Origin of the sequence: Paenibacillus barengoltzii G22, assembly GCF_000403375.2 — a bacterium.
Taxonomy (GTDB): Bacteria; Bacillota; Bacilli; order Paenibacillales; family Paenibacillaceae; genus Fontibacillus; species Fontibacillus barengoltzii.
On record NZ_KE159652.1, the window covers coordinates 1,308,256 to 1,333,956 of the forward strand.

At 53.7% G+C, this 25,701-nt stretch carries 25 protein-coding genes and 1 riboswitch; of the genes, 22 read left to right on the forward strand and 3 right to left on the reverse strand.

The features are described from left to right. The first annotated feature begins 95 nt into the window (after positions 1-95). The 11 genes from aroC (at position 96) to C812_RS06205 (ending at position 11,490) form a co-directional block, all read left to right on the forward strand. Positions 96-1,265 (forward strand): chorismate synthase, encoded by a 1,170-nt coding sequence (gene aroC, locus C812_RS06155; RefSeq protein ID WP_016311799.1) that lies wholly within the window; start codon positions 96-98, stop codon positions 1,263-1,265. Further along, positions 1,265-2,368 carry a 3-dehydroquinate synthase gene (gene aroB, locus C812_RS06160; protein WP_016311800.1) on the forward strand — a complete coding sequence of 368 codons (1,104 nt, stop codon included), beginning with the start codon at positions 1,265-1,267 and terminating at the stop codon, positions 2,366-2,368. The genes aroC and aroB overlap by 1 nt, the downstream gene beginning before the upstream one ends. After that, positions 2,361-2,735, forward strand: a complete 375-nt coding sequence (gene aroH, locus C812_RS06165; protein ID WP_016311801.1) for a chorismate mutase — start codon at positions 2,361-2,363, stop codon at positions 2,733-2,735. Before aroB ends, aroH begins: the two co-directional genes overlap by 8 nt. 356 nt (positions 2,736-3,091) lie before the next feature. Next, positions 3,092-4,654 (forward strand): anthranilate synthase component I, encoded by a 1,563-nt coding sequence (gene trpE, locus C812_RS06170; protein WP_016311802.1) that lies wholly within the window; start codon positions 3,092-3,094, stop codon positions 4,652-4,654. A 19-nt stretch (positions 4,655-4,673) separates the two neighbouring features. Further along, on the forward strand, positions 4,674-5,714 hold the full coding sequence (trpD, locus tag C812_RS06175; protein ID WP_016311803.1) for an anthranilate phosphoribosyltransferase: 1,041 nt from the start codon (positions 4,674-4,676) through the stop codon (positions 5,712-5,714). Then, positions 5,704-6,543, forward strand: a complete 840-nt coding sequence (gene trpC, locus C812_RS06180; RefSeq protein WP_016311804.1) for an indole-3-glycerol phosphate synthase TrpC — start codon at positions 5,704-5,706, stop codon at positions 6,541-6,543. The genes trpD and trpC overlap by 11 nt, the downstream gene beginning before the upstream one ends. Beyond that, positions 6,536-7,201 carry a phosphoribosylanthranilate isomerase gene (locus C812_RS06185; protein ID WP_016311805.1) on the forward strand — a complete coding sequence of 222 codons (666 nt, stop codon included), beginning with the start codon at positions 6,536-6,538 and terminating at the stop codon, positions 7,199-7,201. The genes trpC and C812_RS06185 overlap by 8 nt, the downstream gene beginning before the upstream one ends. Continuing rightward, the gene (trpB, locus tag C812_RS06190) at positions 7,201-8,400 is read left to right on the forward strand and encodes a tryptophan synthase subunit beta (RefSeq protein WP_036624727.1); all 1,200 of its coding nucleotides are present in this window, start codon (positions 7,201-7,203) and stop codon (positions 8,398-8,400) included. Before C812_RS06185 ends, trpB begins: the two co-directional genes overlap by 1 nt. Next, entirely contained in the window at positions 8,397-9,218 is an 822-nt protein-coding gene (gene trpA / locus C812_RS06195; protein ID WP_016311807.1) for a tryptophan synthase subunit alpha, read from the forward strand. The genes trpB and trpA overlap by 4 nt, the downstream gene beginning before the upstream one ends. Before the next feature lie 46 nt (positions 9,219-9,264). Further along, positions 9,265-10,362, forward strand: coding sequence for a histidinol-phosphate transaminase (hisC, locus tag C812_RS06200; protein ID WP_016311808.1), 1,098 nt, complete (start codon positions 9,265-9,267; stop codon positions 10,360-10,362). Positions 10,363-10,395: 33 nt separating this feature from the next. Beyond that, the gene (locus tag C812_RS06205) at positions 10,396-11,490 is read left to right on the forward strand and encodes a prephenate dehydrogenase (protein ID WP_016311809.1); all 1,095 of its coding nucleotides are present in this window, start codon (positions 10,396-10,398) and stop codon (positions 11,488-11,490) included. Positions 11,491-12,950: 1,460 nt separating this feature from the next. On the opposite strand, the gene C812_RS06210 is transcribed toward C812_RS06205, so the two are convergent. Beyond that, positions 12,951-13,910, reverse strand: a complete 960-nt coding sequence (locus tag C812_RS06210) for an AraC family transcriptional regulator (protein WP_016311811.1) — start codon at positions 13,908-13,910, stop codon at positions 12,951-12,953. 143 nt (positions 13,911-14,053) lie between these two features. On the opposite strand from C812_RS06210, the gene C812_RS06215 reads away from it, so the two are divergent. After that, positions 14,054-17,197 (forward strand): alpha-mannosidase, encoded by a 3,144-nt coding sequence (locus tag C812_RS06215; RefSeq protein ID WP_016311812.1) that lies wholly within the window; start codon positions 14,054-14,056, stop codon positions 17,195-17,197. A 21-nt stretch (positions 17,198-17,218) separates the two neighbouring features. Here C812_RS06215 and C812_RS22940 read toward each other — a convergent pair whose 3' ends face one another. Together C812_RS22940 and C812_RS06220 are read right to left on the reverse strand one after the other, a co-directional pair. Beyond that, a complete protein-coding gene (locus C812_RS22940) occupies positions 17,219-17,341 on the reverse strand; it encodes a hypothetical protein (protein WP_016311813.1) in 123 nt (40 codons plus the stop codon). 115 nt (positions 17,342-17,456) lie between these two features. After that, a complete protein-coding gene (locus tag C812_RS06220; RefSeq protein WP_016311814.1) occupies positions 17,457-17,759 on the reverse strand; it encodes a hypothetical protein in 303 nt (100 codons plus the stop codon). Between the two features lie 231 nt (positions 17,760-17,990). Beyond that, positions 17,991-18,094: riboswitch (TPP riboswitch) on the forward strand. A gap of 155 nt (positions 18,095-18,249) precedes the next feature. Between C812_RS06220 and tenA the strand changes: the two genes are divergently transcribed. From tenA to C812_RS06270, 10 genes are all read left to right on the forward strand, one after another. Continuing rightward, entirely contained in the window at positions 18,250-18,936 is a 687-nt protein-coding gene (gene tenA, locus C812_RS06225) for a thiaminase II (RefSeq protein ID WP_016311815.1), read from the forward strand. A gap of 63 nt (positions 18,937-18,999) precedes the next feature. Next, positions 19,000-19,848, forward strand: a complete 849-nt coding sequence (thiM, locus tag C812_RS06230; RefSeq protein ID WP_016311816.1) for a hydroxyethylthiazole kinase — start codon at positions 19,000-19,002, stop codon at positions 19,846-19,848. Next, positions 19,845-20,663 (forward strand): bifunctional hydroxymethylpyrimidine kinase/phosphomethylpyrimidine kinase, encoded by an 819-nt coding sequence (thiD, locus tag C812_RS06235; protein WP_016311817.1) that lies wholly within the window; start codon positions 19,845-19,847, stop codon positions 20,661-20,663. Before thiM ends, thiD begins: the two co-directional genes overlap by 4 nt. 38 nt (positions 20,664-20,701) lie before the next feature. Continuing rightward, the gene (thiE, locus tag C812_RS06240; RefSeq protein ID WP_279626210.1) at positions 20,702-21,346 is read left to right on the forward strand and encodes a thiamine phosphate synthase; all 645 of its coding nucleotides are present in this window, start codon (positions 20,702-20,704) and stop codon (positions 21,344-21,346) included. Positions 21,347-21,674: 328 nt separating this feature from the next. Next, positions 21,675-22,268 (forward strand): RNA polymerase sigma factor, encoded by a 594-nt coding sequence (locus tag C812_RS06245; protein ID WP_016311819.1) that lies wholly within the window; start codon positions 21,675-21,677, stop codon positions 22,266-22,268. 68 nt (positions 22,269-22,336) lie between these two features. Next, complete coding sequence (locus C812_RS06250; RefSeq protein ID WP_244268274.1) at positions 22,337-22,867, forward strand: anti-sigma factor; 531 nt, start codon at positions 22,337-22,339, stop codon at positions 22,865-22,867. Positions 22,868-22,937: 70 nt separating this feature from the next. Then, positions 22,938-23,537, forward strand: a complete 600-nt coding sequence (locus tag C812_RS06255; protein WP_016311821.1) for a histidine phosphatase family protein — start codon at positions 22,938-22,940, stop codon at positions 23,535-23,537. A 114-nt stretch (positions 23,538-23,651) separates the two neighbouring features. Then, the gene (locus C812_RS06260) at positions 23,652-24,740 is read left to right on the forward strand and encodes a hypothetical protein (RefSeq protein WP_016311822.1); all 1,089 of its coding nucleotides are present in this window, start codon (positions 23,652-23,654) and stop codon (positions 24,738-24,740) included. 186 nt (positions 24,741-24,926) lie between these two features. Then, positions 24,927-25,112, forward strand: coding sequence for an IDEAL domain-containing protein (locus C812_RS06265; protein WP_009226994.1), 186 nt, complete (start codon positions 24,927-24,929; stop codon positions 25,110-25,112). Between the two features lie 132 nt (positions 25,113-25,244). Next, positions 25,245-25,667, forward strand: a complete 423-nt coding sequence (locus tag C812_RS06270; protein ID WP_016311823.1) for a DUF2487 family protein — start codon at positions 25,245-25,247, stop codon at positions 25,665-25,667. Positions 25,668-25,701 lie beyond the last annotated feature (34 nt).

Below are 25,701 nucleotides of genomic sequence, written 5' to 3' on the forward strand. Positions count from 1 at the left end.
GTGACAGAATGCATCAAACAATATTATAATGAGCAAAGACATCTTCGGCTTTTAGTTCTTTACAGTTTAACAGTTTAAAGGGGGAACGCAGCATCATGAGTTTGCGATATTTAACAGCCGGGGAGACGCATGGACCCCAGTTGACTGCGATTATTGAAGGCTTGCCCAGCCATTTGCAGCTGGATTTTGAAGCGTTGAATTTTGAGTTGGCTCGTCGTCAGAAAGGGTATGGCCGCGGCCGACGGATGCAAATTGAGAAAGATACCGCGAAGATCGTCGGAGGCGTCCGACACGGGTATACCACAGGGGCGCCAGTAGCACTGGTTGTGGAGAATAACGACTGGAAGCATTGGCAGAAAATCATGAACATTGAGCCGATCGAAGGCACGGATGAGGAGAAACGAAGAGTACATCGTCCTCGTCCAGGGCATGCCGATTTAAACGGAGGCTTGAAATATAACCATAAAGACTTGCGGAACGTGCTGGAACGTTCAAGCGCACGCGAAACCGCTATTCGCGTTGCGGTTGGTGCGGTAGCCAAGCAGCTCCTCGAACGCTTTGGCATCCGAATCGCGGGGCATGTCATCCGCATCGGCGAGATTGAAGCGCCGCCGCATAACCTGCCGCTGGACGAGTTGGCTCGTGTGACCGAAGCTTCTTCGGTGCGGGTTGCCGATCCGGAAACGGAGAAGAAGATGGAAGCTTACATCGATAAAATCAAGCAGGAAGGCGACTCCATCGGCGGCATCGTGGAATGTATCGTTGAAGGTGTGCCGGTCGGGCTTGGCAGCCATGTGCAGTATGACCGTAAATTGGACGGTCGTATCGCGCAAGCGGTCATGTCCATTAACGCCTTTAAGGGCGTGGAAATCGGCATCGGTTTTGAAGCCGGGAAACTGCCAGGTTCTAAGGTTCACGATGAAATTTTGTACAGCGAGGAGCGCGGCTATTACCGGGCGACTAACCGGCTTGGCGGTTTCGAAGGCGGGATGACCAACGGTATGCCGATCGTCGTACGCGGCGTCATGAAGCCGATCCCAACGTTATACAAACCGCTGCAAAGCGTTGACATCGACACCCGCGAGGCGTTCGCCGCTCAGGTGGAGCGTTCGGATGCTTGTGCAGTGCCAGCCGCAAGCGTTGTGCTTGAGCACGTGGTCGCTTGGGAAGTGGCCAAAGCGTTCCTGGAGAAATTCGGCGGCGATTCGATCGAGGAGATCGAACGTAACTATAGGGGATATTTGGCTCAACTGGAGGAATATTGATGCGAACGCTGCAGGTCGATTTGGGCGAACGTTCTTACCCGATTTATATCGGCGGCGGCTTGTTGGGAAGGGCCGGTGAATTCTTCGAGCAGCATAAGCTGTCGGCGAAGAGCCCTGTCTTAATCGTCACCGATGACCATGTCGCGCCGAAATATCTGCCAGTTGTGGAAGCCTCGCTGCAGGCCAAAGGCTACCGTACCGTCAGCAAGGTGGTGAAAGCCGGTGAAAAATCCAAATCGCTGGAGGTTTATGAGGACGTCATGACGACAGCGATTGAAGGCGGATTGGACCGCCGCTCTGTGGTCGTAGCGCTGGGCGGCGGCGTCGTTGGCGATTTAGCCGGCTTTGTGGCGGCAACGTATATGCGGGGCGTAGCATTTGTGCAAATGCCTACCACGATCCTTGCTCACGACAGCAGTGTCGGAGGCAAGGTAGCCGTTAACCATCGACTGGCTAAAAATATGATCGGCGCTTTTCATCAACCGGAAATGGTGTTATATGATGTGGACAGCCTGCAAACCCTGCCGCCGCGCGATGTTCGGGCGGGCTTGTCAGAAATGGTTAAGCACGGCCTGATCTGGGATGCGGCTTTTGCGGACTGGTGCCGCGAGCACACAGCGGAGTTGTTGGCGCTGGATCCGGATGCACTGGGATACGGATTAACCCAGGGGTGTTCGGTGAAAGCCCAAGTTGTTTCCGTGGACGAGCGGGAGAATGGGCTTCGTGCAATTCTGAACCTGGGGCATACCCTGGGCCATGCCATCGAGGCGATCGGCGGGTATGGTGAATTTTTGCACGGGGAAGCGATTTCGATCGGGATGGCTGCGGCTGCAAAGCTTGCAGTGAACCGGGGTCGGGATCCGCAAATTTACGAATACACGGTATCCTTGCTTAGTGGGTTTGGTTTGCCAACAGCAATGCCGACGCATTTAAACGAGCAGGATTTAATTGGTGCAATGATGCACGATAAGAAGTTTAAGGAACAGACCATGGTGTTTATTTTGCCTGTAGAAATCGGCAAGGTGGAAATTGTATCGGATGTGACATTGGACGAAGTTCGCAGAGTGATTGCAGAACTCAAGGAGGAGGGACAACATGTATAACAGAGGGATTCGCGGAGCAACGACAGTTTCCCGCAACGATGAGAAGGAAATTCTGGACGCGACCGCCGAGTTGTTAAAAGAAATTGTTGCGCGCAACGAAATCGAGCCTGAGGATATTTGCAGCGTCTGGATTACGGTTACGCCGGACTTGACAGCAACTTTCCCAGCCCGTGCGATACGCGTCTTAAGTGGATGGGACATGGTTCCTCTGATGTGCTCCACGGAAATTCCGGTTCAAGGAGCTTTGCCGAAGTGTATCCGCCTGCTAATTCAGGTGAATACCACCAAAGGGCAGCGGGACATGAAGCACGTGTATTTGAACGAAGCCCGCAGCCTTCGCCCGGACCTCAGCTCCGCCAATTCCTGAGAACAGGTACTGCAGGTTTGGGTTGCCAAACGGGCCGCTGTTAGGGTATAGTTAATTTAGATGAGTGTATGTTAGTTGAGCAGATTAGTTGAGAGTAAGTTTAGAAGAGTTTAGAGTAAATGTATTTTTAATTTTTTAGAGCTGAGTAGAGAATAGTTGAGATGAGCTGAGTTTAGCTGAGTGAATAGCCTGTTCCTTAGTGCGTATTTCGTCGTTTCCTTAATTGTGGGAGAATGACGGGCAAGTTGCGTCTTTAGGAGCTGTGCTTTCCCATAAACCGCAAATCCTACAACCTCTACTTCGGTAGAGGTTTTTTTATTTGGCTCTGAAACCAATTCGAAAAGGAAGTGAAAGACATGGTAACCCCGAATGTAGAACAGGTCATTGCTTTGGCGAACGAATATAATCTGATCCCGATTACCCGAACGCTGCTGGCTGACATGGAAACCCCCATCCGGATTTTTCGCCGTATTGCTCAGCGGGAGCAGGCATTTTTGCTGGAGAGCGTGGAAGGCGGCATTCAGTGGGCGCGATATTCTTTTATCGGCACCGACCCATTCTTAACGATTTCCGCGAAAAAGGGAGAGATTACGATAAAGCGGGAAGGCGGCGTAGAACGGTTGAAATCGTCCCGTCCCGTTGACGAGCTGAAGGCGATCCTGCGGGGCTACCGCAGTCCGAAACTTCCGGAAATGCCGCCGTTTACGGGGGGAGCAATTGGTTTCTTTGGATATGATCTATTGCAGTATTATGAGAAGCTGCCGGCGCATCAGGTGGATGACCTAAACCTGAATGATATGCAGTTTATGTTCTGCGACCAAGTGATCGTGTTCGACCACGTGAAGCAGCGGATCCTGCTGGTGGCCAACGTGCATGTGAAGCCAGGCGATCGCGACGAAGATATTCGCCGAGCTTATGCAGAGGCCGAGCTGAAGCTGGATTTGGCGGCCGATCTATTGCAGCAGGAGGGGCCGGGTGAAAGCTTTAACCGCCGGCCGATGCCGGCCGTGACGGATCTCGGGGATGTCAGATCCAACCTGACCAAGGAGCAGTTCATCGCGAACGTTGAAAAAGCGAAGGAATATATTCGTGCAGGCGATATTTTTCAAGTGGTGTTGTCACAACGGTTCCATATCGAAACCGAGGTTGATCCGCTTCACGTCTACCGTGTCCTGCGGACGTTAAATCCGTCGCCGTACATGTATTACCTCAAGCTGGACGAAGAGATCATCGTCGGGACGTCGCCGGAGGCTCTGGTCAAGGTAGAGAACGGTCGAGTGGAAACGCGTCCGATTGCCGGTACAAGACCGCGGGGAGCGACGGAAGAAGCCGATTTTGCATTAGAGGCTGAACTGCTTCAGGATGAGAAAGAACGGGCGGAGCACTTGATGCTGGTCGACCTTGGACGCAACGATTTAGGCCGGGTATCCGAGTTCGGCACCGTCACTTGCGACTCATTGATGGAGATCGAACGGTATTCCCACGTCATGCACATGGTTTCTAAAGTGTCCGGCAAGTTGCGGGAGGATAAGGACTTCTTCGATGCCTTCCTGTCCTGTTTGCCCGCCGGTACCGTCTCCGGGGCACCCAAGCTGCGGGCGATGGAGATTATTGCGGAGCTGGAGCGCGAGGCACGCGGCACATATGCCGGGGCCATTGGGTACCTCGGATTTTCGGGCAATATGGATTCCTGTATAACGATCCGCACCATCGTGTTTAAGCAAGGAAAGGCATATGTGCAGGCGGGCGGAGGTATCGTATGGGATTCCATCCCGGAGAACGAATTTCAGGAGTCGGTCAATAAGGCGAAGGCTTTGTTGACGGCGATCCGTACAGCGGAGCAGATGTTTCCGCCAGCAATCCGAAACGATGACGTGATTAATCAGGATTACCTTTACGAATATACCCCAGGGAACTAAAAGGGAGGAGCGAATCGAGATGACAGGACAGCAAACCGTGCAGGCAGGCATTAGCCGCTTGATTGAAGGACAGCATTTGTCGCGGGATGAAGCGCGTGGTGTGATGCAAGCGATCATGAACGGCGAATCCACGCCAGCTCAAATCGGAAGTTTGTTGACCGCGTTGCGGATCAAGGGAGAGACCGTTGAGGAAATCACCGGCTTCGCCGAGGCGATGCGCGGCGCCTCCAGCCGAATTCATACGGAAACGCAAAAACTGCTGGATACCTGCGGAACGGGCGGATCCGGCATCCACAAAATCAACGTATCCACGACGGCGGCGATCGTGGCAGCCTCGGTGTCGGTGCGGGTGGCTAAACACGGCAACCGTTCGGCATCTGGTCGTTCGGGAAGTGCCGATGTTCTCGAAGCGCTGGGCGTGAATATTCAACTGGACGCCGGTCAAGCGAAACGTTGTCTGGATGATATCGGCATCTGCTTTATGTTTTCACAGCTCTATCATCCATCGATGAAGCACGCGGCAGCCCCTCGCAAAGAGTTGGGGATTCGGACGGTCTTCAATATGCTGGGGCCATTAACGAATCCGGCAGGAGCGGACCGCCAGGTGCTGGGCATTTATGACGGCAGCAAAACGTCAACCATAGCAGAAGTGCTGCGTGAGCTTGGTTCCAAACGGGCACTGGTGGTCAGCAGCCAAGAAGGGCTGGATGAAATCAGCATTTCGTCGCCAACACGGGTATCTGAGTTGAAAAACGGAGAGATCACAACTTACGAGCTGCAGCCGGAAGATCTGGGTCTTCGCACCTACCCGCTGGAAGCGATGATTGGCGGCGACCCCCAGACGAATGCCGAGATCGTTCGGCGCGTGCTGCAAGGGGAGCGTGGGGCTTACCGTGACGTAGTACTGGCTAATGCAGGCGCTTGTGTATATGTGGCTGGTTTGGCGAATACGATTCGGGAGGGAGTAACGATCGCGGCGAATGCGATCGATTCCGGGCAGGCTTATGCCAAGCTGCAACAACTGATTCAGACAACGGGGGAGTTAAGTTATGTATCTTGATCGAATTGTAGAGACGAAAAAAGCAGAAGTCGCACGTTTGGCAGAAACCTTCTCCCTTGCAGATGCAGAGCGTCGCATTGCGGCGATGGAACCAACGCGGGGGTTCCACGCCGCACTTACAACCGGACGGAAGCGGGATATGGGGTTAATCGCTGAGGTGAAAAAGGCGTCCCCTTCCAAAGGCTTGATTCGCCCAGATTTCCATCCGGTACAGCTGGCTGCAGCTTATGAAGCGGCGGGAACGGATTGCATTTCTGTGCTGACGGATGAGACGTATTTTCAGGGCAGCGGAGCCTATTTGAGCGCCATTCGCGAGGCGGTAAATGTGCCGCTGCTGCGCAAGGATTTTGTGATTGACGAGCGGCAGATTTACGAAGCAAGGCTGCTTGGCGCTGACGCCGTCTTGCTGATCGCCGCAATCCTGAGCGATACACAGCTTCGCGACTATCTGTCGATCGCTACGGCGCTGGGACTCGATGCACTGATCGAAGTGCATGATCGCGAGGAGCTGGAGCGCGTTCTGCTGCTGCCAGCAGCGAAACTGGTTGGCATCAACAACCGGAATTTGCGGACGTTTGAGGTCTCTCTGGAGACGACGGCCGCGTTGGCGGAGTTGGTACCGTCCAGTGCCACGTTGATCAGCGAGAGCGGGATTCAAACCCGGCAGGATGTCAAATTCCTGCAACAGACCGGCGCACAAGGCGTGCTGATCGGAGAAACGTTTATGCGTCGAGAACATGTGGGAGAAGCCGTAGTTGACTTAATGGGACCGTTAGCTCAAACGGATTCCCGCGAAATGGATGCTGAAGGGACGACGTTGCATGGGTGAAGTAGCCGTAAAAATTTGTGGACTTCAAAGCGTTGAAGTGCTAAAATCTATGGTGAACTTACCCGTAGATTATGTTGGATTCGTGTTTGCCCGAAGTAAGCGCCAAATTAGCGGAAGCCATGCAGCGGAGCTGCTTCCTGTGCTGCAAACGTGGAGCACAGGAGCAGTTCCGCAGAGCGTTGGGGTGTTCGTCAATCCGACCTTGGAGGAGCTGGACGAGGTTTTGCGGCAGGCACCGCTGGACATCCTGCAGCTCCACGGGACGGAAAGCCCGGATTATTGCCGGAAAGTGAAGGACGCTTATGGCGTCAAGATTTTCAAGGCATTTTCGGTCAAAACGGACGGATCGGTCCATGCTGGCGCAGCCTTGGCAGAGTATGACGGCGTGCTGGACGGGCTGTTGCTCGACACGTACGATCCGAAGTATGGCGGAGGCTCCGGCGTTACCTTTAATTGGGAAGCAGCAGAGCCTTTTCGTCAATGGGCCAAGGAGCGAGGAATCCCGTTCTTTGCGGCCGGCGGTTTACATCCCGGCAATGTGAGAACGTTGATTGATACGTTGCAGCCGGATGGCGTAGACGTCTCAAGTGGCGTGGAAACCGACGGCGTGAAGGATATCACGAAAATAACAGCATTTGTAGAGAGGGTGAAGGGATGATGAAGCAGGTACCGGATGAGCATGGGCGATTTGGTCCTTTTGGCGGCCGCTACGTGCCAGAAACGCTGATGAACGCTTTGATCGAACTGGAAGAATCCTATTTGAAATTTAAAGATGATCCCGAGTTTCAAGCGGAGATCTCTTATCTGCTGAAGCAGTATTCCGGACGGGAGACGCCGCTTTATTATGCAGAGCGCCTGACGGAGCACCTGGGCGGAGCGAAGATCTATTTGAAACGCGAGGATTTGAACCATACCGGTGCTCATAAAATTAACAACGCGATTGGGCAAGGGATTTTGGCGAAGCGGATGGGCAAGCAGAAAGTAATCGCCGAAACCGGCGCTGGCCAACACGGCGTTGCTACGGCTACAGTTGCAGCCTTGCTGGGTCTGGAATGCAAGGTGTTCATGGGTGAAGAAGATACGAAACGGCAGCAGCTGAACGTGTTTCGAATGAAGCTGTTGGGTGCGGAAGTGGTCCCGGTTACGTCCGGCACACGTACGCTAAAAGATGCTTGCAACGAAGCGCTGCGCTATTGGGTAAGCAATGTGCATGATACTTTCTATATTCTCGGATCGGCTACCGGACCGCATCCTTACCCGATGATGGTGCGGAACTTCCAGCGGATTATCGGCGATGAAACGCGGAAGCAGATTTTAGAGGCGGAAGGCCGGCTGCCGGATATGCTCGTCGCTGCGGTTGGCGGCGGCAGCAATGCGATCGGGATGTTTTATCCGTTTATCGAGGATCAGGAGGTTCGCTTGGTTGGTGTGGAAGCCGCAGGCAAAGGCATTGACACGGAGTTCCATGCCGCCACGATGACCAAAGGTACCAAAGGCGTCTTCCAGGGCTCGATGAGTTACTTGCTTCAGGACGCGTACGGCCAAGTTCTCCCGGCTCACTCGATCTCTGCCGGTCTCGATTACCCGGGCATTGGCCCTGAGCATTCGTATCTGAAGGATATCGAACGTGCGAAGTATTATCCGATCACGGACCGTGAGGCACTGGATGCCCTTCAGCTGCTAAGCCGGACCGAAGGGATTATTCCGGCGCTGGAGTCGGCGCATGCGGTGGCGCAAGTGGTGAAAATGGCCCCAGCGATGAGCCGGGACGAAATTATCGTCATCTGCTTGTCCGGCCGCGGGGATAAGGACGTGGAGTCGATTATGGCGTATACGGAAGGCGGGGAGACGTTATGAGCCAACAGGCAGGTCAATTGCTGGACGATACGTTTGCGAAGCTGAAAGCGGCGGGAAAAACTGCGCTGGTTCCGTTTATCACCGTCGGTGATCCGGATCCGGAGACGACGCTCGACATTTTGACCGTTCTGGAGGAAGCTGGGGCTGATGTGGTGGAGCTGGGTGTACCTTATTCCGATCCCTTGGCGGATGGCCCGGTGATTCAGCGGGCATCGGAACGTGCCCTTGTCCACGGGATCACGGTGGCTTCCTGTATCGAGACGGCCGTCAAAGCTCGCGAACGCGGCATTCGTATGCCGTTTGTCTTGTTTACTTATTACAATCCTGTGCTGCAAATGGGGACGGAACGCTTGTTTGCTGAGCTGCAGAAGGCGGGAATCAGCGGCTTGATCATCCCGGATTTGCCGTATGAAGAGGCGGAGGAGGTCCTGAACTTGGCGGATGCCGCCGGCGTCAGGCTGATCCCGCTTGTCGCGCCCACCTCCAGCGGCCGGATTGCACGAATTTTGGAGCGTGCCCGCGGATTCGTATACTGCGTCTCTTCGCTGGGCGTAACTGGAGAACGGAGCTCGTTCCATGCCAGTGTCGACGAGTTTATCTCCTCGGTTAAAGCACAAACGGATTTGCCCGTTGCTGTTGGCTTCGGTATTTCCAGCCGGGAACAGGTGGAGCGGTTTGCTGCGATCTGTGACGGAGCGGTCGTGGGCAGCGCCATCGTGCGTAAGATCGAGGAAAACTTGCCGCTCTTGTCCCATGCTTCGACTCGGGATCAAGGGTTGTTGCAAATTCGCGACTTTGTGGCAAAATTGAGATTATAGTTTTTTTGCTGTATCATCACAAAGTCATTTGAGGAGGAACCTATATATGTTGCCGAAACCCCAGATCGTCAATTTGCCGGTATATCAACCGGGAAAGCCGATTGAAGAAGTGAAGAAAGAGCTCGGACTTGAGGACGTCATTAAGCTGGCCTCTAACGAAAATCCGTTTGGTTGCTCGCCGCGTGTCCGCGCCGCCATTGAACAGGAGCTGGCGAATTTAAGCTTGTATCCTGATGGCAGTGCCGCCGAATTGACCGAAGCGCTGGCCAGCCAGCTTGGCGTTGGGAAGGAGCAAATAATTTTCGGCTGCGGTTCGGATGAAATCATCGCGCTGATTGCCCGCGCTTTCTTCCTGCCGGGTGACGAGACGGTAATGGCAGATCAGACGTTCAGCGTGTATAAGAGCAACGCCGACATTGAAGGGGCCGTCAGCATCGAGGTGCCGCTGAAGGAAGGGACTCACGATTTGGAGGGAATGCTTGAACGCATCGGGGACAAAACGAAAGTAGTTTGGATTTGCAACCCGAACAATCCAACTGGAACGATCGTGCCGCATGCGGAGCTGGTTGCTTTTCTGGATCGAGTTCCGGGGAACGTGCTGGTCGTTTTGGATGAAGCGTATGCTGAATATGTAACTGATTCGGAGTATACAAACGGGATTGCTTTGCTGAACCAGTATCCTAATCTCGTTGTGTTACGTACTTTTTCTAAAATTTACGGTCTTGCAGCGCTGCGGATCGGCTATGGCGTGGGGCAACCGGCGGTTATTAAACTGATCAATCAGGTTCGTGAGCCGTTTAATACTTCGCGGATTGGGCAAGCGGCGGCCAAAGCGGCATTGGCCGATCAGGAATTCGTGTCAGACTGCCGTGCGAAGAACCGCGAAGGGATCTCCTATCTGTATAAGGAATTCGATCGACTGGGCCTGAAGTACTTCCCGGCGCATGGTAATTTCATCATGGTGGACGTACAGCGTCCGGCAAGTGAAATGTTTGAGTCGCTATTGAAGCTGGGGATTATTGTGCGCGGAGGTTTCCATAAATATCCTACCTATGTGCGGGTGACCGTCGGATCGGCGGAACAAAACGCGAAATTTATCACTGCCTTGGAGCAGGTGCTTGGCAAATCGGCGACTCGGGTCTGACCCAATCTATTCGCAGAAAATGAGTGAGATACGATGACAACGAAAATTGCCATTTTTGGCGTGGGTTTGATCGGCGGTTCGCTGGCGTTGTGCTTCAAAGGCAAGCCGGGAATTACGGTCGTTGGACACGCCCATCGCCCGGAATCTTTGAAACGCATTGAGGAGCGCGGTGTCGTTGACGCCGCGACTCTGTCCATGGAAGAGGCGGCGGCGGATGCCGACTTTATTTTTTTGTGCGTGCCGGTGGGATTGCTGGAAGATTATCTGCAAAAGCTGACCGAGCTGCCGTTGAAGCCGGGCTGTATTATAACCGACGTTGGCAGTACTAAGGCGTCGGTTGCCGCTTGCGCGGCCCAAATTGCCCGTCCGGGCGTGCATTTCATCGGCGGCCATCCGATGGCTGGCTCGGAGCGTTCCGGCGTGGAGGCGGCTTCGATGCTCTTGTTCGAGAACGCTTATTATGTGCTCACGCCGTCTTCTGATGTGCCGGAGGAAGCTTATCAACGTCTGGAGCAACTGCTGGCGTACACTAAAGCGCAAATTGTGCGTGTGGACCCTGTTCTGCATGATGAAATCGTTGGGGCGATCAGCCATCTGCCGCATATTATCGCGGTGGCCTTGGTAAATCAGGTGCGTCATTACAACGATAGCAATGGGTTATACCGGATGTTGGCAGCGGGGGGGTTCCGTGACATCACGCGGATCGCTTCAAGCGACCCTGTGATTTGGCGGGATATCCTGCTTAGTAACCGGGATGTGTTGCTTCATTTGTTGAAGGACTGGAACCGCGAGATTGAAGGATTTATCACTTTATTAGAGGCACAGAACGGTGAAGGGATCGAGGCGGAGTTCCAAAAGGCGAACCAGTTCCGCGGCGAACTGCCGGAGCGGCGCAAAGGAGCGATCACCTCGTTGTTCGATATTTATATCGACGTACCCGACACACCGGGGATTATTGGGCAAATTGCGACTGAACTTGGTTTGCGCCAAATTAACCTGAGCAACATGCAAATTATCGAAAGCCGCGAGGATGTTCCGGGCGTGCTGCGTCTCTCTTTCCGCCAGGAAGGGGAGATGGAGCGGGCGAAGACTCACCTCCAATCCTTGGGTTATGTTGTGTATGTGTAAGTTGGCTATTGTTATGGTAAAGTTTCGGCTCGGCGTTGAATTTGGAATTCAATGCCGGGTCTTTTGCATTTCTGGAGGTTGGCTTATGCCATTCCTTTGCAACGCATTAGTCTACGGGGTAATGACCTTACTGGGGGCTGCCTCGCAGGGATGGTGTCTTTCCTGTCTGTTGTTTCACGGGGATACTGACTTTCCTGTTTGTTACTTCAAAGAGACAGTGACTTTCCTGTTTGTTACTTCACAGGGATAATGACTTTTCGGGCTGCCGAGCTACAGGGGCTATTGCTTCCCTAGGCAGCTACTTATCAAAGCTGGGGCTGTAAATGCTTGGCTGCTAGCTGGGATTAACGGAACGTAGGGACGTTATTAGTGTAGGAGCGTGCCTTTTCCAGTTATAAGGGAACGAGGAGACTTATTTGGCTTAATTGCTGGGATAACGTAGTCGTGATCGCCATTAAGGACTTAGGGTTCCGTTCCATCGGGAAATCGCCGGGAAATGGGGGGATAAGGTCCATACGTTCCGTTAGCCAAAAGCCTATAGTGATCGCAAATGTAAGCGCTAAAAAAAGTTGTTGACAGAATGAAAACGTATACATATAATAAAAGTACAGTATGGTTTCTCTCCACTCCTATCCAATAACTTCTTGCTCCAGGTGAGCAAGGACCGCTTCCGAGGAAGCGGTCTTTTTTTGTCTTTTTTGCGTGATCTGGCGGATGGCGCGAGAGTAATAAGTACGAAAAATCGAGTGCCATTTGCTCGTAATGCTGGGATCAGAGGAAATCTATATGAAATTTCGAGTATAATGGGCAGGTGTTGCCGGTATCGGCTGAAATGTATATGAAATTTCGAGTACATTTCGGATGTTTGGGCGATCGCGGCAAAATATATGCGAAATATCAAGTACATTGCATCCGCATCCAAGAGGAGGCGCTTTTCTAAGTTACCTACCCACCATACTTAGTCACTTTAACGAGTTTCAAGACAAGTTACTCCACTACTAATTTAATTTCCCCAAACGCGTATCAAGTCCAGTTTCTTGCCAGAAACCTTGATACCGCAATAAAAATCCAGTTACTTTCTACTACCCTCATCAGTTACTTTGCCCCATGTCTATAGTAAGTTATTTCCCCTCTAGTACTCTCACCGAACCTTCAACCCCGTCCCAGGACAAGTTACTCAGCACCATCACAGGTTACTTCTTAACGTCTTACGAATCGGTCGCCAGACAACAAAATGACGTGCCGTATTCAATAAAACACATACTTTACACCTTTCGGCTCAACTGGGGGGATATATAACAACACATGTTACTAGTTGGTTCTCCACCACCACTTCGGTTCTCCACCATCAGCTCTGTTCTCCATCGCCAGTCCGGTTCTTCTCCATCAGTTACTTCACCGTGATCAAGCTTCCCGCAGTATTGATTTGGACAAAATTTGGCTCACTAACTTCTCTCGCGTTAGCTCGATCGGTTGATTTGCTGCTTGCGATAGGCAAGCGGGCTGACGCCGTATTTCTTCTTAAATGCCTTGCTGAAGTAGTAAATGTCAGGGAAACCAGCTTGCTCGGCGACTTCTTTAATCAGCAAGGAGGGCTGCTGCAGCAACTCGCAGGCTTTGGCTAGCCGGATTCGGTTCATTTCTTCGATAAGGGTTCGGCCGGTTTTTTGCTTGTAGACGCGGGATAGATGGCCGTAGCTCATATGGAGGGATGCGGCTAATGCCTCTACATTCAAACGTTCCCCGCGAAAATCCTCCAGGTATACCTCCACCTTACGAAGCAAAGCGTCCCGGGCTTGTGCAGGCTCGGAGGCTAACACACTAGCCTCATGCATAGCGGTTACCCCGGACAAGACCTCCAGCAGTTGAACGAGCAGCAACCGGAGATAAAAGGGCGACCGCCCCTTCTCCGCCTCGGTAAACAACTGGATGAGCAGCGACCGAATGCCGTAATCGTCTCGGTAAGCCCCGGGAGGCCAATCTTTTAACCGGTTCAACCGCCGGAAGAAGCTGTCGTTTTCCGGTTTTGCCGCTTTATTTTGAGCCCAGTTGTCCGCCGTCTCTCCTGCAGTTTCTTCCTCCAACGTACCTGCCATTGGCCGGAACCGCCAGCGCAAACAAATGCCTTCATGCGGATCTTCCCGAGAATAATCGTGGGCATGGGTCATCCCCGGTGGGATTAAAAAAAATTCATCCGCATACACCATCACGTCCTGGTCAATAAATCGGGTTTGCATACGGCCGGACAGGACGTAGTTGAATTCATACCAAGTATGGGCGTGGGGAGGGCATTTGCCGGAACCGCCAGTTTGTTCTATCACGATATCGACCCAGTCCACTACAGCATCGCCAACCGCGATTTCACCACAGATATTGTTCAATTCGGGCGCCAGTTCATTGCGCCATTTTTTCAAATCCATGAGCTGCTGCTCCTTTGTTCGATTTGACTTCATCATATCATAATAGGACAAAAATTGATGAGGATAAGTAATTTACTTCGCCTAGGCAGAACCGGAAAATGAGGGGGAAGGCTAACTCATATTCAGGGGAGGTACCCGATACGATGTTCTGGACGGAGGAGAAATTAAACGCACGGATTCGCGAGCTGGAGGGCTATCGATACCGCGATGCCCGCCCGGTCGAGGCGTTTCGCGCGCAAGTGGATGAGGAAGGGCGCATCGGCGCCAGACCGCCCAAAGAGGGGCCATGGTCCACGATGCAGACAGGAGAACGCTGGGAAGGCCGCGATCTTTATTTATGGCTGGAGACGGACGTCGAGCTTCCGGCCGAATGGAAAGGACGTAAAATCGTTGGCGTGTTCGACTTCGGCAAAACGGGAGGCGGTAACAACTCCGGGTTTGAATCGCTCTTATATGTCAATGGTGAACCGTTCCAAGGCGTGGATATGAATCACCAGGAGGTGTTTTTCCCGGAAGAAGCTTCCGGGACGAAGGTGAAGCTGCAGTTCCGCCTATGGTCCGGATTGGAAGGCGGCGGGAAGCCGCAAATCCAGGAACACCGAATCAAGCGGGCAGAGATTGCGTGGCTGGACGGAACGGTGGACCGTTTGTACTATACCGCGCGCGCGGTCATGCAGACGGTGGAGGTCCTGCCGGCAAATGCGCCAGAGCGAACGGATTTGTTGACGGCGCTGGACCGCGCTTTCCTGCGGATCGATTGGTCCTATCCGGGATCGGAGGCGTTTTATGCCTCGCTGACGGAAGCGGAGGAGCAATTAACCCAGGCGGTGGCAGGAATGAAGAAAACGTCGCCGGTGACGGTGCAATGCATCGGGCATACGCATATTGATGTCGCCTGGTTATGGCGGCTGAAGCATACGAGGGAAAAAGCAGCCCGCAGCTTCAGTACCGTATTGCGCTTGATGGAGATGTTCCCAGAGTACGTGTTCCTGCAAACACAGCCGCAGCTCTACGAATATCTGAAACAGGATTACCCGGAGCTCTATGAACAGATCAAGGAGCGAGTCAAAGAAGGACGCTGGGAAGCCGCCGGCGGCATGTGGCTGGAGGCCGACTGCAACTTGACAAGCGGAGAATCGCTGGTGCGGCAGCTGCTATATGGGACGCGGTTTTTACGTGAGGAATTTGGTCAAGAATGCACCTATTTGTGGCTGCCAGACGTATTCGGCTACAGCTGGGCCTTGCCGCAAATTTTGCGCAAGTCGGGCATTGACACGTTTATGACCACCAAAATTAGCTGGAATCAATACAACCGCATGCCGCATGATACGTTTTGGTGGCGCGGCATCGATGGCAGCGAAGTGTTGACCCATTTTATCACCACGCCCCAGGACGGCAATTTCTGGTGGTACACCTATAACGGGCAGATTGAGGCCTCCAGCGTGCAAGGCATCTGGGAGTCCTACCGCGATAAAGAGGTGAACAAGGAGCTCCTGCTCTCATACGGTTACGGCGATGGCGGCGGGGGTGTAAACCGCGAACACCTGGAGCTGCGTCGGCGTCTCGACGAGATGCCGGGTCTGCCGCGTGTGACGACCGGAAGAGCGGATGATTTTTTTGCGAAGCTGCATGAGACGGTGGAGTCGGCGGACCGTTACGTCCATACGTGGGACGGCGAATTGTACCTGGAGTACCACCGGGGAACTTATACCAGCCAGGCGTACAATAAGAAAATGAACCGGAAGCTGGAACTGCTGTCCCGGGATACCGAATGGTTGCTTAGCTTGCAGGCGTTGCTTGCGGGCGGCGGAAAGTGGGACACTTATCCGAAAGCCAAGCTGGATGAAAGCTGGAAAACGATCCTGCGCAATCAATTCCACGACATTATTCCGGGCTCGTCCATTCCGGAAGTATACCGGGACTCCAAGGAGGAGTATGCCGAAGCCCAATCGCTGCTAGAGTCGTGCCGGGAACAGGCCATTCAAGCTTTGACGAGCGATGCGGGGGATACATATACCGTGTGGAACCCGTCTTCTTGGCCGTTTACCGGTCTGGTTGCCTTGGAAGATCAAGACACAGACAAGGCAACACAGTGGATCCAAGCGGAGGGGCAAGTGCTGCAATCCGAATTCGACGGGACGACGGTGTGGGTACGCGTGGAGAACGTGCCGCCGCTAGGTTTTGTCACGATTCAACGCAAGAAGGAGGTACAAGCGGATAACGCCGTCGCGGTGACAAGTGAACCGTTTAAAGTTCGGCCAAACGGGATCGAAACTCCGATTTATCGCATCGAGTGGAACGACCGCGGGCAGCTGATCTCAATCTTCGACAGCATCGCCGACCGTGAGGTGCTGGCATCCGGTGAACGAGGCAATGTGCTGCAGGTGTTTGAGGATAAGCCTAAAATGTTTGAGGCTTGGGACATCGATGTATTCTACCAAGAGAAGCAGCGCGAGGTCGAGCAGCTTCAGGAATGCAAGGTGGATACCGGTTCGCTGCGGGCTGTCGTTCATTTCACTTGGACGTACATGAGCTCAACGATTCGCCAACAGATGATTCTGTATGCCGACAATCGGCGAATCGATTTCCGCACTTGGGTGGATTGGCAGGAACGTCAGCAGCTGCTCAAGGTTGCTTTCCCCGTGGATATCCGAGCGACGGAAGCGACCTACGACATTCAGTTTGGCAACGTGAAGCGTCCAACGCATTGGAACACGTCGTGGGATTTCGCTCGCTTCGAAACCGTGGGGCATCAATGGGTGGATTTGTCAGAGCGCGGCTATGGGGTTAGTCTGCTGAATGATTGCAAGTACGGGCATGACATTAAGGATCATGTAATCCGCCTGTCGCTGCTGAAGTCGGCAACGTACCCAGACCCGCAGGCAGATCGCGGCGAGCATGAATTTACGTATGCGCTGTATCCGCATGAGGGGGATTGGTCCGAAGGCGGTACCGTGCAAGCGGCAGCGCTCCTGAATCAGCCGGTATACGCGACGCCGGGTGCAGTGCCTGCGTCGTCGTTCTCCCTGCTTCAAACAAGCGGCAGCGCGGACGTCGTGATCGATGCGGTGAAAAAAGCGGAAGACGACGATAGCGTAATCGTCCGTTTCCATGAATATAAGGGCGGCCGGGGCCGCGTCCGGTTGCACGTCGGAGTGCCCGTTATGTCTTGGCAGGAAACCGACTTGATGGAACGTCCTGCCGGTGAGCTGTCCTCCGCAGATGCGATTGAGCTGACCGTGACGCCGTATGAAATCAAGACGGTTCGTCTTCAAATGAAATCATAATGTGTGAAGCGGGCGCCTCCGTCAGTTATCCGAAGCGGGAGCGCCCGTTAACGTTTCAATGTTGTTGGAACCATAGAAAAATAAAACGACCAGAATAATGATCACAATCCATTCGGCAAAACCTTCCCCGTCAAATTGACCCATATGGAAAACCCCCGTAAACATAGTTAAGTGCAAATCGTACATTCCTCATTTGGCACCGCTGAAAGAAACTGGCTTAGGAGCAACTCAGGCTCACAGGAGTAGCACACGCATTGCTTTAAGAGGAGTCGTTCGCTTTTTTCTTCATCGCATTAATGATGTCATTGATGGTGAGATCCCCATTTTCATTGAGGAAATTCAGCAGTTTATCGGCGTTCGCGTCGCTGCTGATCGTTTTGTACTCGCCAACCAAGGAGACGAACATGGTCGCGTTACGGTATAACTGGACGGAATCCACGCGAAGTTTGCCGGAGAGCAGCAACGCAGCTACGGTGTATTCCGGGGTTTTGGGCCGGAATCCGCCTTTTTTGCCGTTTTTCTTGCTGGAAGACGAGGACTTGTTCTTTCCGGCTGAGTTCATGGCTTTACCTTCCTTAACTTGATGGAGTCCAGTTTCCTGTGAAGGGGAACAGATCTGAACCGATCTTTGAACTGGTTCCTGAACCGATTCCTAGGAATCCCCTGTTATTTATGCTATGCAACCGAACGGGATTGGTGTAGACGGGAGACGCAAACGATCCACCTATTCGACCTTCTGGACGGGATTGACAATCCAGGCAGAGACCGGTAGAGTAATAATTGAATTGCATAGGAAATCCACTAGGGGCGCCGTCATCGGCTGAGACAAGAGATCATCTTGGACCCTTTGAACCTGATCTAGTTCATACTAGCGTAGGAAAGTGGAGCCGGCCCCAAGTGACATGCGCTTAGGCTGCCATGAGTATATTGGTATGCCTAGGGTTCATCCAGCCGCTCCCTCTATGGAGCGGCTTTTTTGCATGCTCTGGCAGCTCGGTTTGCTGTTGCCCTCTCAGAGGATTTCCTAGCCAAAATATGTGGAGGTGGAGAATTTGGGATTTTCTCAAGAGTTGCGTAGGCAGGCGGACGGAATTTATCAAGCGATATTTGATCATCCCTTTGTCAGAGGTATTGCGGAAGGCCGGTTACAGAAAGAACAGCTTATTCATTACGTTAAGCAAGATTTTGAGTATCTGAATGCGTATATGCGAATTTACGGGATTGCGATTTCCAAGTGCCAGACCCGCGAGGAGATTGCGGTGTTTAGCCAACAGATCGATTTTATTCTCAACAGCGAGATTCATCCGCATCACAATTTTTGCCGGGTGGCCGGGGTGAAATTTGAAGATTTGCAAGGCTTTCCGCTGGCCCCATCGGCGCATCATTATATCCGTCATATGCTGACAGTAGCTCATGAAGGAACTTTGGGGGAAATTTACGCCGTGCTTCTGCCTTGTCCGTGGACGTATCTGGAGATTGGCCAGAAGCTGCTTGAGGAAGTGCAGCCGACGCCGGAGCATCCGTACTATGAGTGGATCACCTTCTACGGTCAACGTGCAGGAGGTGTCACAGAGAAATTCAAACAGGCGTTGGATCAATGGGCGGAAACCGCCAATCCGGCGGAGCGCCAACGCATGGTCGACCACTTTATGCAGAGCTGCCAGCTGGAATATCTATTCTGGGACATGGCTTATCGGTTGGAAGATTGGCCGGTGGCGGTGCCGGTGCTTCAGCCATAACTTCGCGCCAAGCTACTGATCCATCGATACAAGCCAAATGATCGAAAGAGAGGTTAAACCTACATGAGTGTACTGGAAAAAGAACTAGCCCAAGTGCTGCAAAAGGTGCAAAATACAAAACCGCTCGTTCATAACATCACAAACGTGGTCGTTACGAATTTTACGGCCAACGGCTTGTACGCGCTTGGCGCGTCGCCGGTCATGGCGTATGCGCCGGAGGAGGTGGCCGACATGGCCAAGATCGCCGGCGCGCTTGTCCTCAACATCGGCACGTTGTCGACGCCGCAGGTGGAGGCGATGATCCTTGCCGGCCAGTCGGCGAACGCCCACGGCGTGCCGGTGCTGCTTGACCCGGTGGGCGCGGGAGCGACCGCCTTCCGGACGGAGTCGGCGCTGCGCATCCTGCGCGAGGTGAAGGTGGCGCTCGTGCGCGGCAATGCGGCGGAGATCGCCCATCTCGTTGGAGAAGCTCGCGAGATCAAGGGCGTCGACGCCGGCGACTCCGCGAGCGCCGAGGCGGCCGAGCTTGCCGTGCGGGCCGCGCGGGCGCTGAACACGGTCGTGGCGATCACCGGCCGTGAAGACGTCATCACCGACGGGCTGAAGTGCCGGATCGTGAGCGGCGGGGACGCGCTGCTCACACAAGTGACCGGCACGGGATGCCTGCTGACGTCGGTGCTGGGGGCTTTCGCCGCGGTGGAGCGCGATCTGCTGCTGGCCGGCACGGCCGGGCTGGCATTTTACGGCGCTGCCGCGTCCCGCGCTGCTGAGCGGACGGCTTCGGCCGGCCCGGGCAGCTTCCAGATCGCGTTCCTTGACGAGCTGGCGAAGCTGCACCCGCATTCGCTCAAAGGGCACGCGGCGGTGCGTGAATTTCAGGCGACCGGAGCCGGCGGGTGGTGGGTCGGATGAGCCGGATCGCCAGGGCCTTAACGATTGCCGGATCGGACAGCGGCGGCGGGGCTGGCATCCAGGCCGATCTGAAAACGTTCCAGGAGCTGGGCGTTTTCGGAATGTCGGCGATTACCGCTGTGACGGTTCAGAATACGCTCGGCGTCTCCAACGTCTACCCGTTGCCGCCGGAAGCCGCGGCAGAGCAAATCGAAGCGGTGGGCTCTGACCTTGGTGTAGATGCGCTAAAGACCGGTATGCTGTTCAGCGCCGAAATCATCGGAGCAGTGGCCGCGCAAATCCGCGCGTTCAGCTGGAGCCGGGTCGTTGTTGACCCGGTAATGATCGCCAAAGGCGGCGCATCCTTGCTCCAGACGGAAGCGGTGCAGGCGTTACGCTCACAGCTGCTGCCGCTGGCGTACATCGTGACGCCGAACCTTCCCGAAGCGGAGGTGCTGTCCGGACTGTCTATACGCAGCATGGAGGACCGCCGTGAGGCCGCAAAACGGATTTGCGCCTACGGCGTGCAACAGGTTGTCATCAAGGGCGGGCATGATGCCGATACCGGTGAGCAGGTTGTGGATTTATATTATGATGGCACCACCTTCACCGAAATGGTGGAGCGGCGAGTCCCCACTGCGCATACGCACGGCACGGGCTGCACATTCTCGGCGGCATTAACGGCGGAGCTTGCCAAGGGAACGCCGACTTTAGATGCGGTGCGAATTGCGCGTGCTTTCATTCAAGCGGCGATTGAACATGAGCTTGGATTGGGGCAGGGGCACGGCCCGACCAACCATTTTGCCTATCGCCGGCTGCAAGGAGCGTCCCGATGAGCGGCGGAGTTGGAAGCGGGCGGATTGAGGCAGACCGGATGCGCCAGCTGCTGCGCACGTATCTGGTCCTCGGCAGCCCGAACTGCCGCGACCATCCGCTTCGCGTACTGGAGGCGGCGCTGGACGGCGGCGCGACGCTGGTGCAGTTCCGCGAGAAGGGGCCGGGAGCGCTCACCGGGGAGCCGCTGCGGGCGCTAGCCGCCCAGCTGCTGGCCGCATGCCGCCGGAGGGGCGTGCCGTTCCTCGTCAACGACGACGTGGAACTGGCCCTTGCGATTCATGCCGACGGCGTGCATATCGGTCAGGAGGACGAGGCGGCCGCGCGGGTTCGCGCCCGGATCGGCGACCGCATCCTCGGCGTCTCCGCGCACACGTTCGCCGAGGCGGAGGCCGCCGTGCAGCATGGCGCCGATTACCTCGGAATCGGGCCGATCTACCCCACGGCCTCGAAGGCGGATGCCAAGGCGCCGCAGGGGCCGGCGATTCTCCGCGAGCTGCGCGATCGCGGGATCACCTTGCCGCTGGTGGGCATCGGCGGCATCACGGTTGAAACGGCCCGCGACGTCATCCGCTCCGGGGCCGATGGCGTTGCCGTGATTTCCGCCATCACCCTAGCGGATGACGTTCGCCAAGCGGCGGCGCAGTTATATGCGCAAACAGATGCCGACACAAACACGATTTGAGCGTTTCCATCCCAAACACAATACACAGATCAACCCCTTGTCTTTAGGCAAGGGGTTGGGAATTTGTGGTCAATATGGTAAGTGGGATTCGAATTTATTTGGCTTTTGTCAGGAATAATGCGTGAACGCATATTTTTTTAATTCCTACTCCTATGGTATAATATCCTCAATGTTTGGCTATGCTGTTAATTTGCTGTTTTGTTGGTTTGATATTTTTTAGTATATGTTACATAGATCACCGCAACTTTTTCGCCCCTGTTCGGTAATTACTTAGGAAAGAATCGAACGGGAAGATGGCCCATGGAAGCGCGAGGAGGATCGCACCCAAATGACGGATTCCCAAATGATTCGCGAAATTAAGGAAGGTAACACGGAACTGTATTCGGAGCTGATGCGAAGGTATCAGCGGAAGATCCTAGCTTTCGTGTACAACATGTTAAAGAGCGCTCATTTAGAGCTGCTTGCTGAAGATTTATGCTCGGAAACGTTCTATAAAGCATTTCGCAGCTTGCATTCCTTTAGAGAGCTGGATGCTTCATTCTCAACCTGGTTGTACACGATTGCCCGTAACACCGTGCTCAGTGAGCTCCGCAAGCAACGAAACGGCAACGTCCCCTTGGAGGAAAGCGGGATTATCCCCGTAGCCCCCAGCGAAGTCGCCCCGGAGCAAGCGGTATTGCGGAGCGAGAAAGTGGGCATGGTGAGAGAAGCGATCAACAATTTGCCGGAGAAGCAAAGGTCAGCTTTGATCTTGCGTGAATACGATCAATTGGATTACCAGGAGATCGCTAACATACTGGGACAAAGCGTCAGTGCCGTGAAGTCGCTATTGTTCCGAGCGCGCAGCAGTGTAAAGAGTCAGCTTGAACCCTACTTTTATGAACCCATCTACGAGCATTACGAAGGGATGAAAAGCAGATGAATTGTAAAGAGGCCCAAGAATTGTTCGGATTGTTACGGGACCTACCCGAACAACACCCACAGCGGCTAATGCTGGAACAGCATCTTTTGGGCTGCGAGTCTTGCGCGGGCGAATACCAACAATGGGAAGAATGCCTGGACATGCTGCAGTACATACCGATCGAAGTGACAGAAGAGCAAGCGGAAGCGGTCAATCGACGAGTGATGGATCGGATTTATGCCGAATCGCCTTGGCTGGCTCCTGATGTGAAGCGCGGCGTGACTCGTCGTATTCGGCGGCGGTTGGTCTTTTGGGCTGCCAGCTTCCTTGCGATTTTCGTCATTAGCTTCGGGTTCCTGCTGATGGATCGTTTTACACCGGACCAGGAAAGTGCGGAGCCGATGACCGGGATACTCCCAACTGCCGTGGTGGTAGCGGGATCGGAGTCGGATACGTATGAGGAGTTCTCCATTACCTTAACCAGCGTATCGCGGGGGATTGTCGAGCCTTTTGCGGTACCAATGAGTCCGGCCTATCCGCAATACTGGATGTATCTGTCCATGGGCGGTATGCTGCTGGCGCTCTTTTCCTGGAAAGGATTGCGCCGAACCAAAAGATAAACTTGGGTACTAACGCTTCTCCCGCTTTCGGAGCGGGCGGGGCGTTTTTACTATCTAAAGGGGGATGATTATGCTCGTTGGGTTAATTCGCCACGGACTCACTGATTGGAACGCTATCGGAAGAATTCAAGGTCAAAGCGATATTCCGTTAAACGATGAGGGACGGCGTCAAGCCAAGTTGCTCGGCAGAAGATTGAAGGAGGAGAACGAATACCGCTGGGATTTCGTCCTGACGAGCACGTTGTCTCGGGCGCGAGAGACCGGTTCAATCATTGCTGAAACGCTGGGGATTCCGCTTTACGATCCGGACCCGCGGTTGATGGAACGGTCGTTTGGTAAGGTCGAGGGGCTGACGTTAACGGAGAGGGAAGCCTTGTGGGGAAAAGAGTGGGATCGCCATGAACTCGGACAAGAGAAGGATGAGGAGATTCGTCAGCGGGCTTTGTCGTTTATGTCCGATTTGGCAGAGCGTTACCCGTCGAATAACATCCTGGTTGTGACCCACGGCGGCTTGTTGGCTCAGTTATACATTGCCTTGTATCAGGAGAGATGCCAGGAGCGCATCGGCAACTTATCACTCACCATCCTGGAGAAAAATGAGAAAGCCTGGGACCTGCGTCTATATAATTGCACGCGTCATTTGCAGGAAAGCGTCCAGGAACGAAAGTAAACCGGCCTAGGCCGGTTTCTTTTTTTGCTTAATTCATGGAATAATTTTGCTTTCAGGGAATAAACGCCGGAAAACCTTCCCATAATGGGATTAAAACGGCGAGGCGGTCAAACTATGAATCTTGCGGATATGCTCACTTATGCCGATATCGGACAACTTAGCAGAATAGCAGATCATTACCGCTGTGAATGCAGCGGGCACTCGAAGCATGAACTGATTCAATCCATCCTGCAGACGGTAGGGCGCCGGGATTTTATTGAGCGGTATATCGGCAGCATGAGTATGGAGGATTTGCGCTTCCTGAACACCCTGCTGTTTGATGGTCGTCGTCAGTTCAGTCTGGAGGAATTGGTTGCCTGTGCACAGGGCTCGCGCTTTACGGAAGATGCCAAGGAGCGGGAGAGTCCGCGGGAGATGATCACCCGTTTTCGCCAAAAGGGTTGGTTGTTTAACGGGACCACCCAGCAAACTCGCTATCTATTTGTGGTTCCGGAGGACTTGAAGCAGCGGTTCCGCGAAGCTCTGGAGCGCCGGTTTCTTGCCGAGGTGAAGGCGGCCGCCGCCGAACCGCCGATGTACCGGGAGGAGCCGGAGATGTTATCCGCCGACCTGTTGCTCTTCCTGCAATACGTGTCCAAGCATGACATTCCGCTAAATAGCGAAGGTGTTATGTATCGGAGAAATCAGTCGCAGATTATGGAATCGCTGCACGTCTCCGAGGGGCTGGTAGGCAGAGGGTGGCGTTTCGGGTATGGCCGCCGTTTTAAGGATTATCCCAATCGGTTTGCGCTGCTCTACGACTATGCCTATCATTCCCGTCTCATTCAAGAGAACAACCATCGATTGGAACTGACGGATACGGGAGTGGCCTACCTGACGGAGGAACGAAAGGAACCGATGATCCAGTTCGTTCGCTTCTGGTTAAGATTATATAAAGGACCAATTCCCAATTTGCTGTCCCTCGTCTACTGGATTGTCTGTTGTTCGAAAGAATGGGTGACGGTTTCCTCGCTCTTCGAACGAGTGGAGCCGCTGATCAAGCCGTTCTTCTACGACTCGCCAGCTTCGATCTTTGAAGAGCGGATCCTGCAGATGATGCTTCATCTCGGAATGGTGCGCTTCGGAGAAGACGAGCAGCGCGAACGATATGTGCAAGCTTCCCCGTTCGGAAAGCAAGCGGTTCAGCAAATCCATAAGGGTTAGACCTAGTTCCGCGAATGCCGCTGGGCACAGACATATTCATGAGAATGGGGGCAAACGTCCCATATCGGCGAAGATATCAGTGAATATCTTTAAGTATGAGCAGGTTGTTGAAGTGACAGAATCTACGAGATGTGTGACGGTATGGAGAACAATATTCAATGTAACGATGGTTTGGAGGTGCATCCTATGGATCAGATGAAGGTTACTTATGAAGCAATGCTTGGATTGGCGGCGGAAATGATATGGGACGAAGCGCTCCGGAAGCATCGCTCGGAACAGATCTACAACGAGATTGACACCGCCTTGGCGAATGGCGACGAGGTTGCCTTCCGGCTCCTGACGGATGAACTGAAAACACTGGAAGAACGCTAAAAGCAAACCGCCCTATCTGTTCACAGCAATACGAACGGATGGGACGGTTTTTTTGTGAAGGAGATGAAGGATGGATTTGTCAATGATCCCTGTTTATAATGGGAAGACATTGATCGAAGAAGGGGATGCAACATGAAATTTAGTGAAATTGAAGCTTCCGCTTGGGAAGAGCTTAGCCCATATCTGGATACCTGCTTGATTCCGGTCACAGGATTATCTGGACAAGAACGTCCGTATGAAGTCACCGAAAAGTTGGAAAGACTGAGAGATATCCTTGATTGGGTGGAAATCCCTTTCAAGGGAAGGGTCGTGACATACCCGTCGTATCAATACGAGACGCCGGATATGGCGCAGAACTTAAACGATTTGTGCCGAAATGTCAAGAGCAGCGGATTTAAGTACGCTGTGGTCATCTCAGCTGATTTTGAATGGGGAGATGCGGGGCTTCCAGAGGCGGATTTAATCGTGACGCCAGGCCGTTTTGCGGCGGATTCGAAGGAAGGAGCTGCGGCACGAGTGAAGGCGGCAGTCCAAGAAATGTGGCAAGCTCAATAGCGGTGGTGATTGTGACAAAATATCGACAATTTCA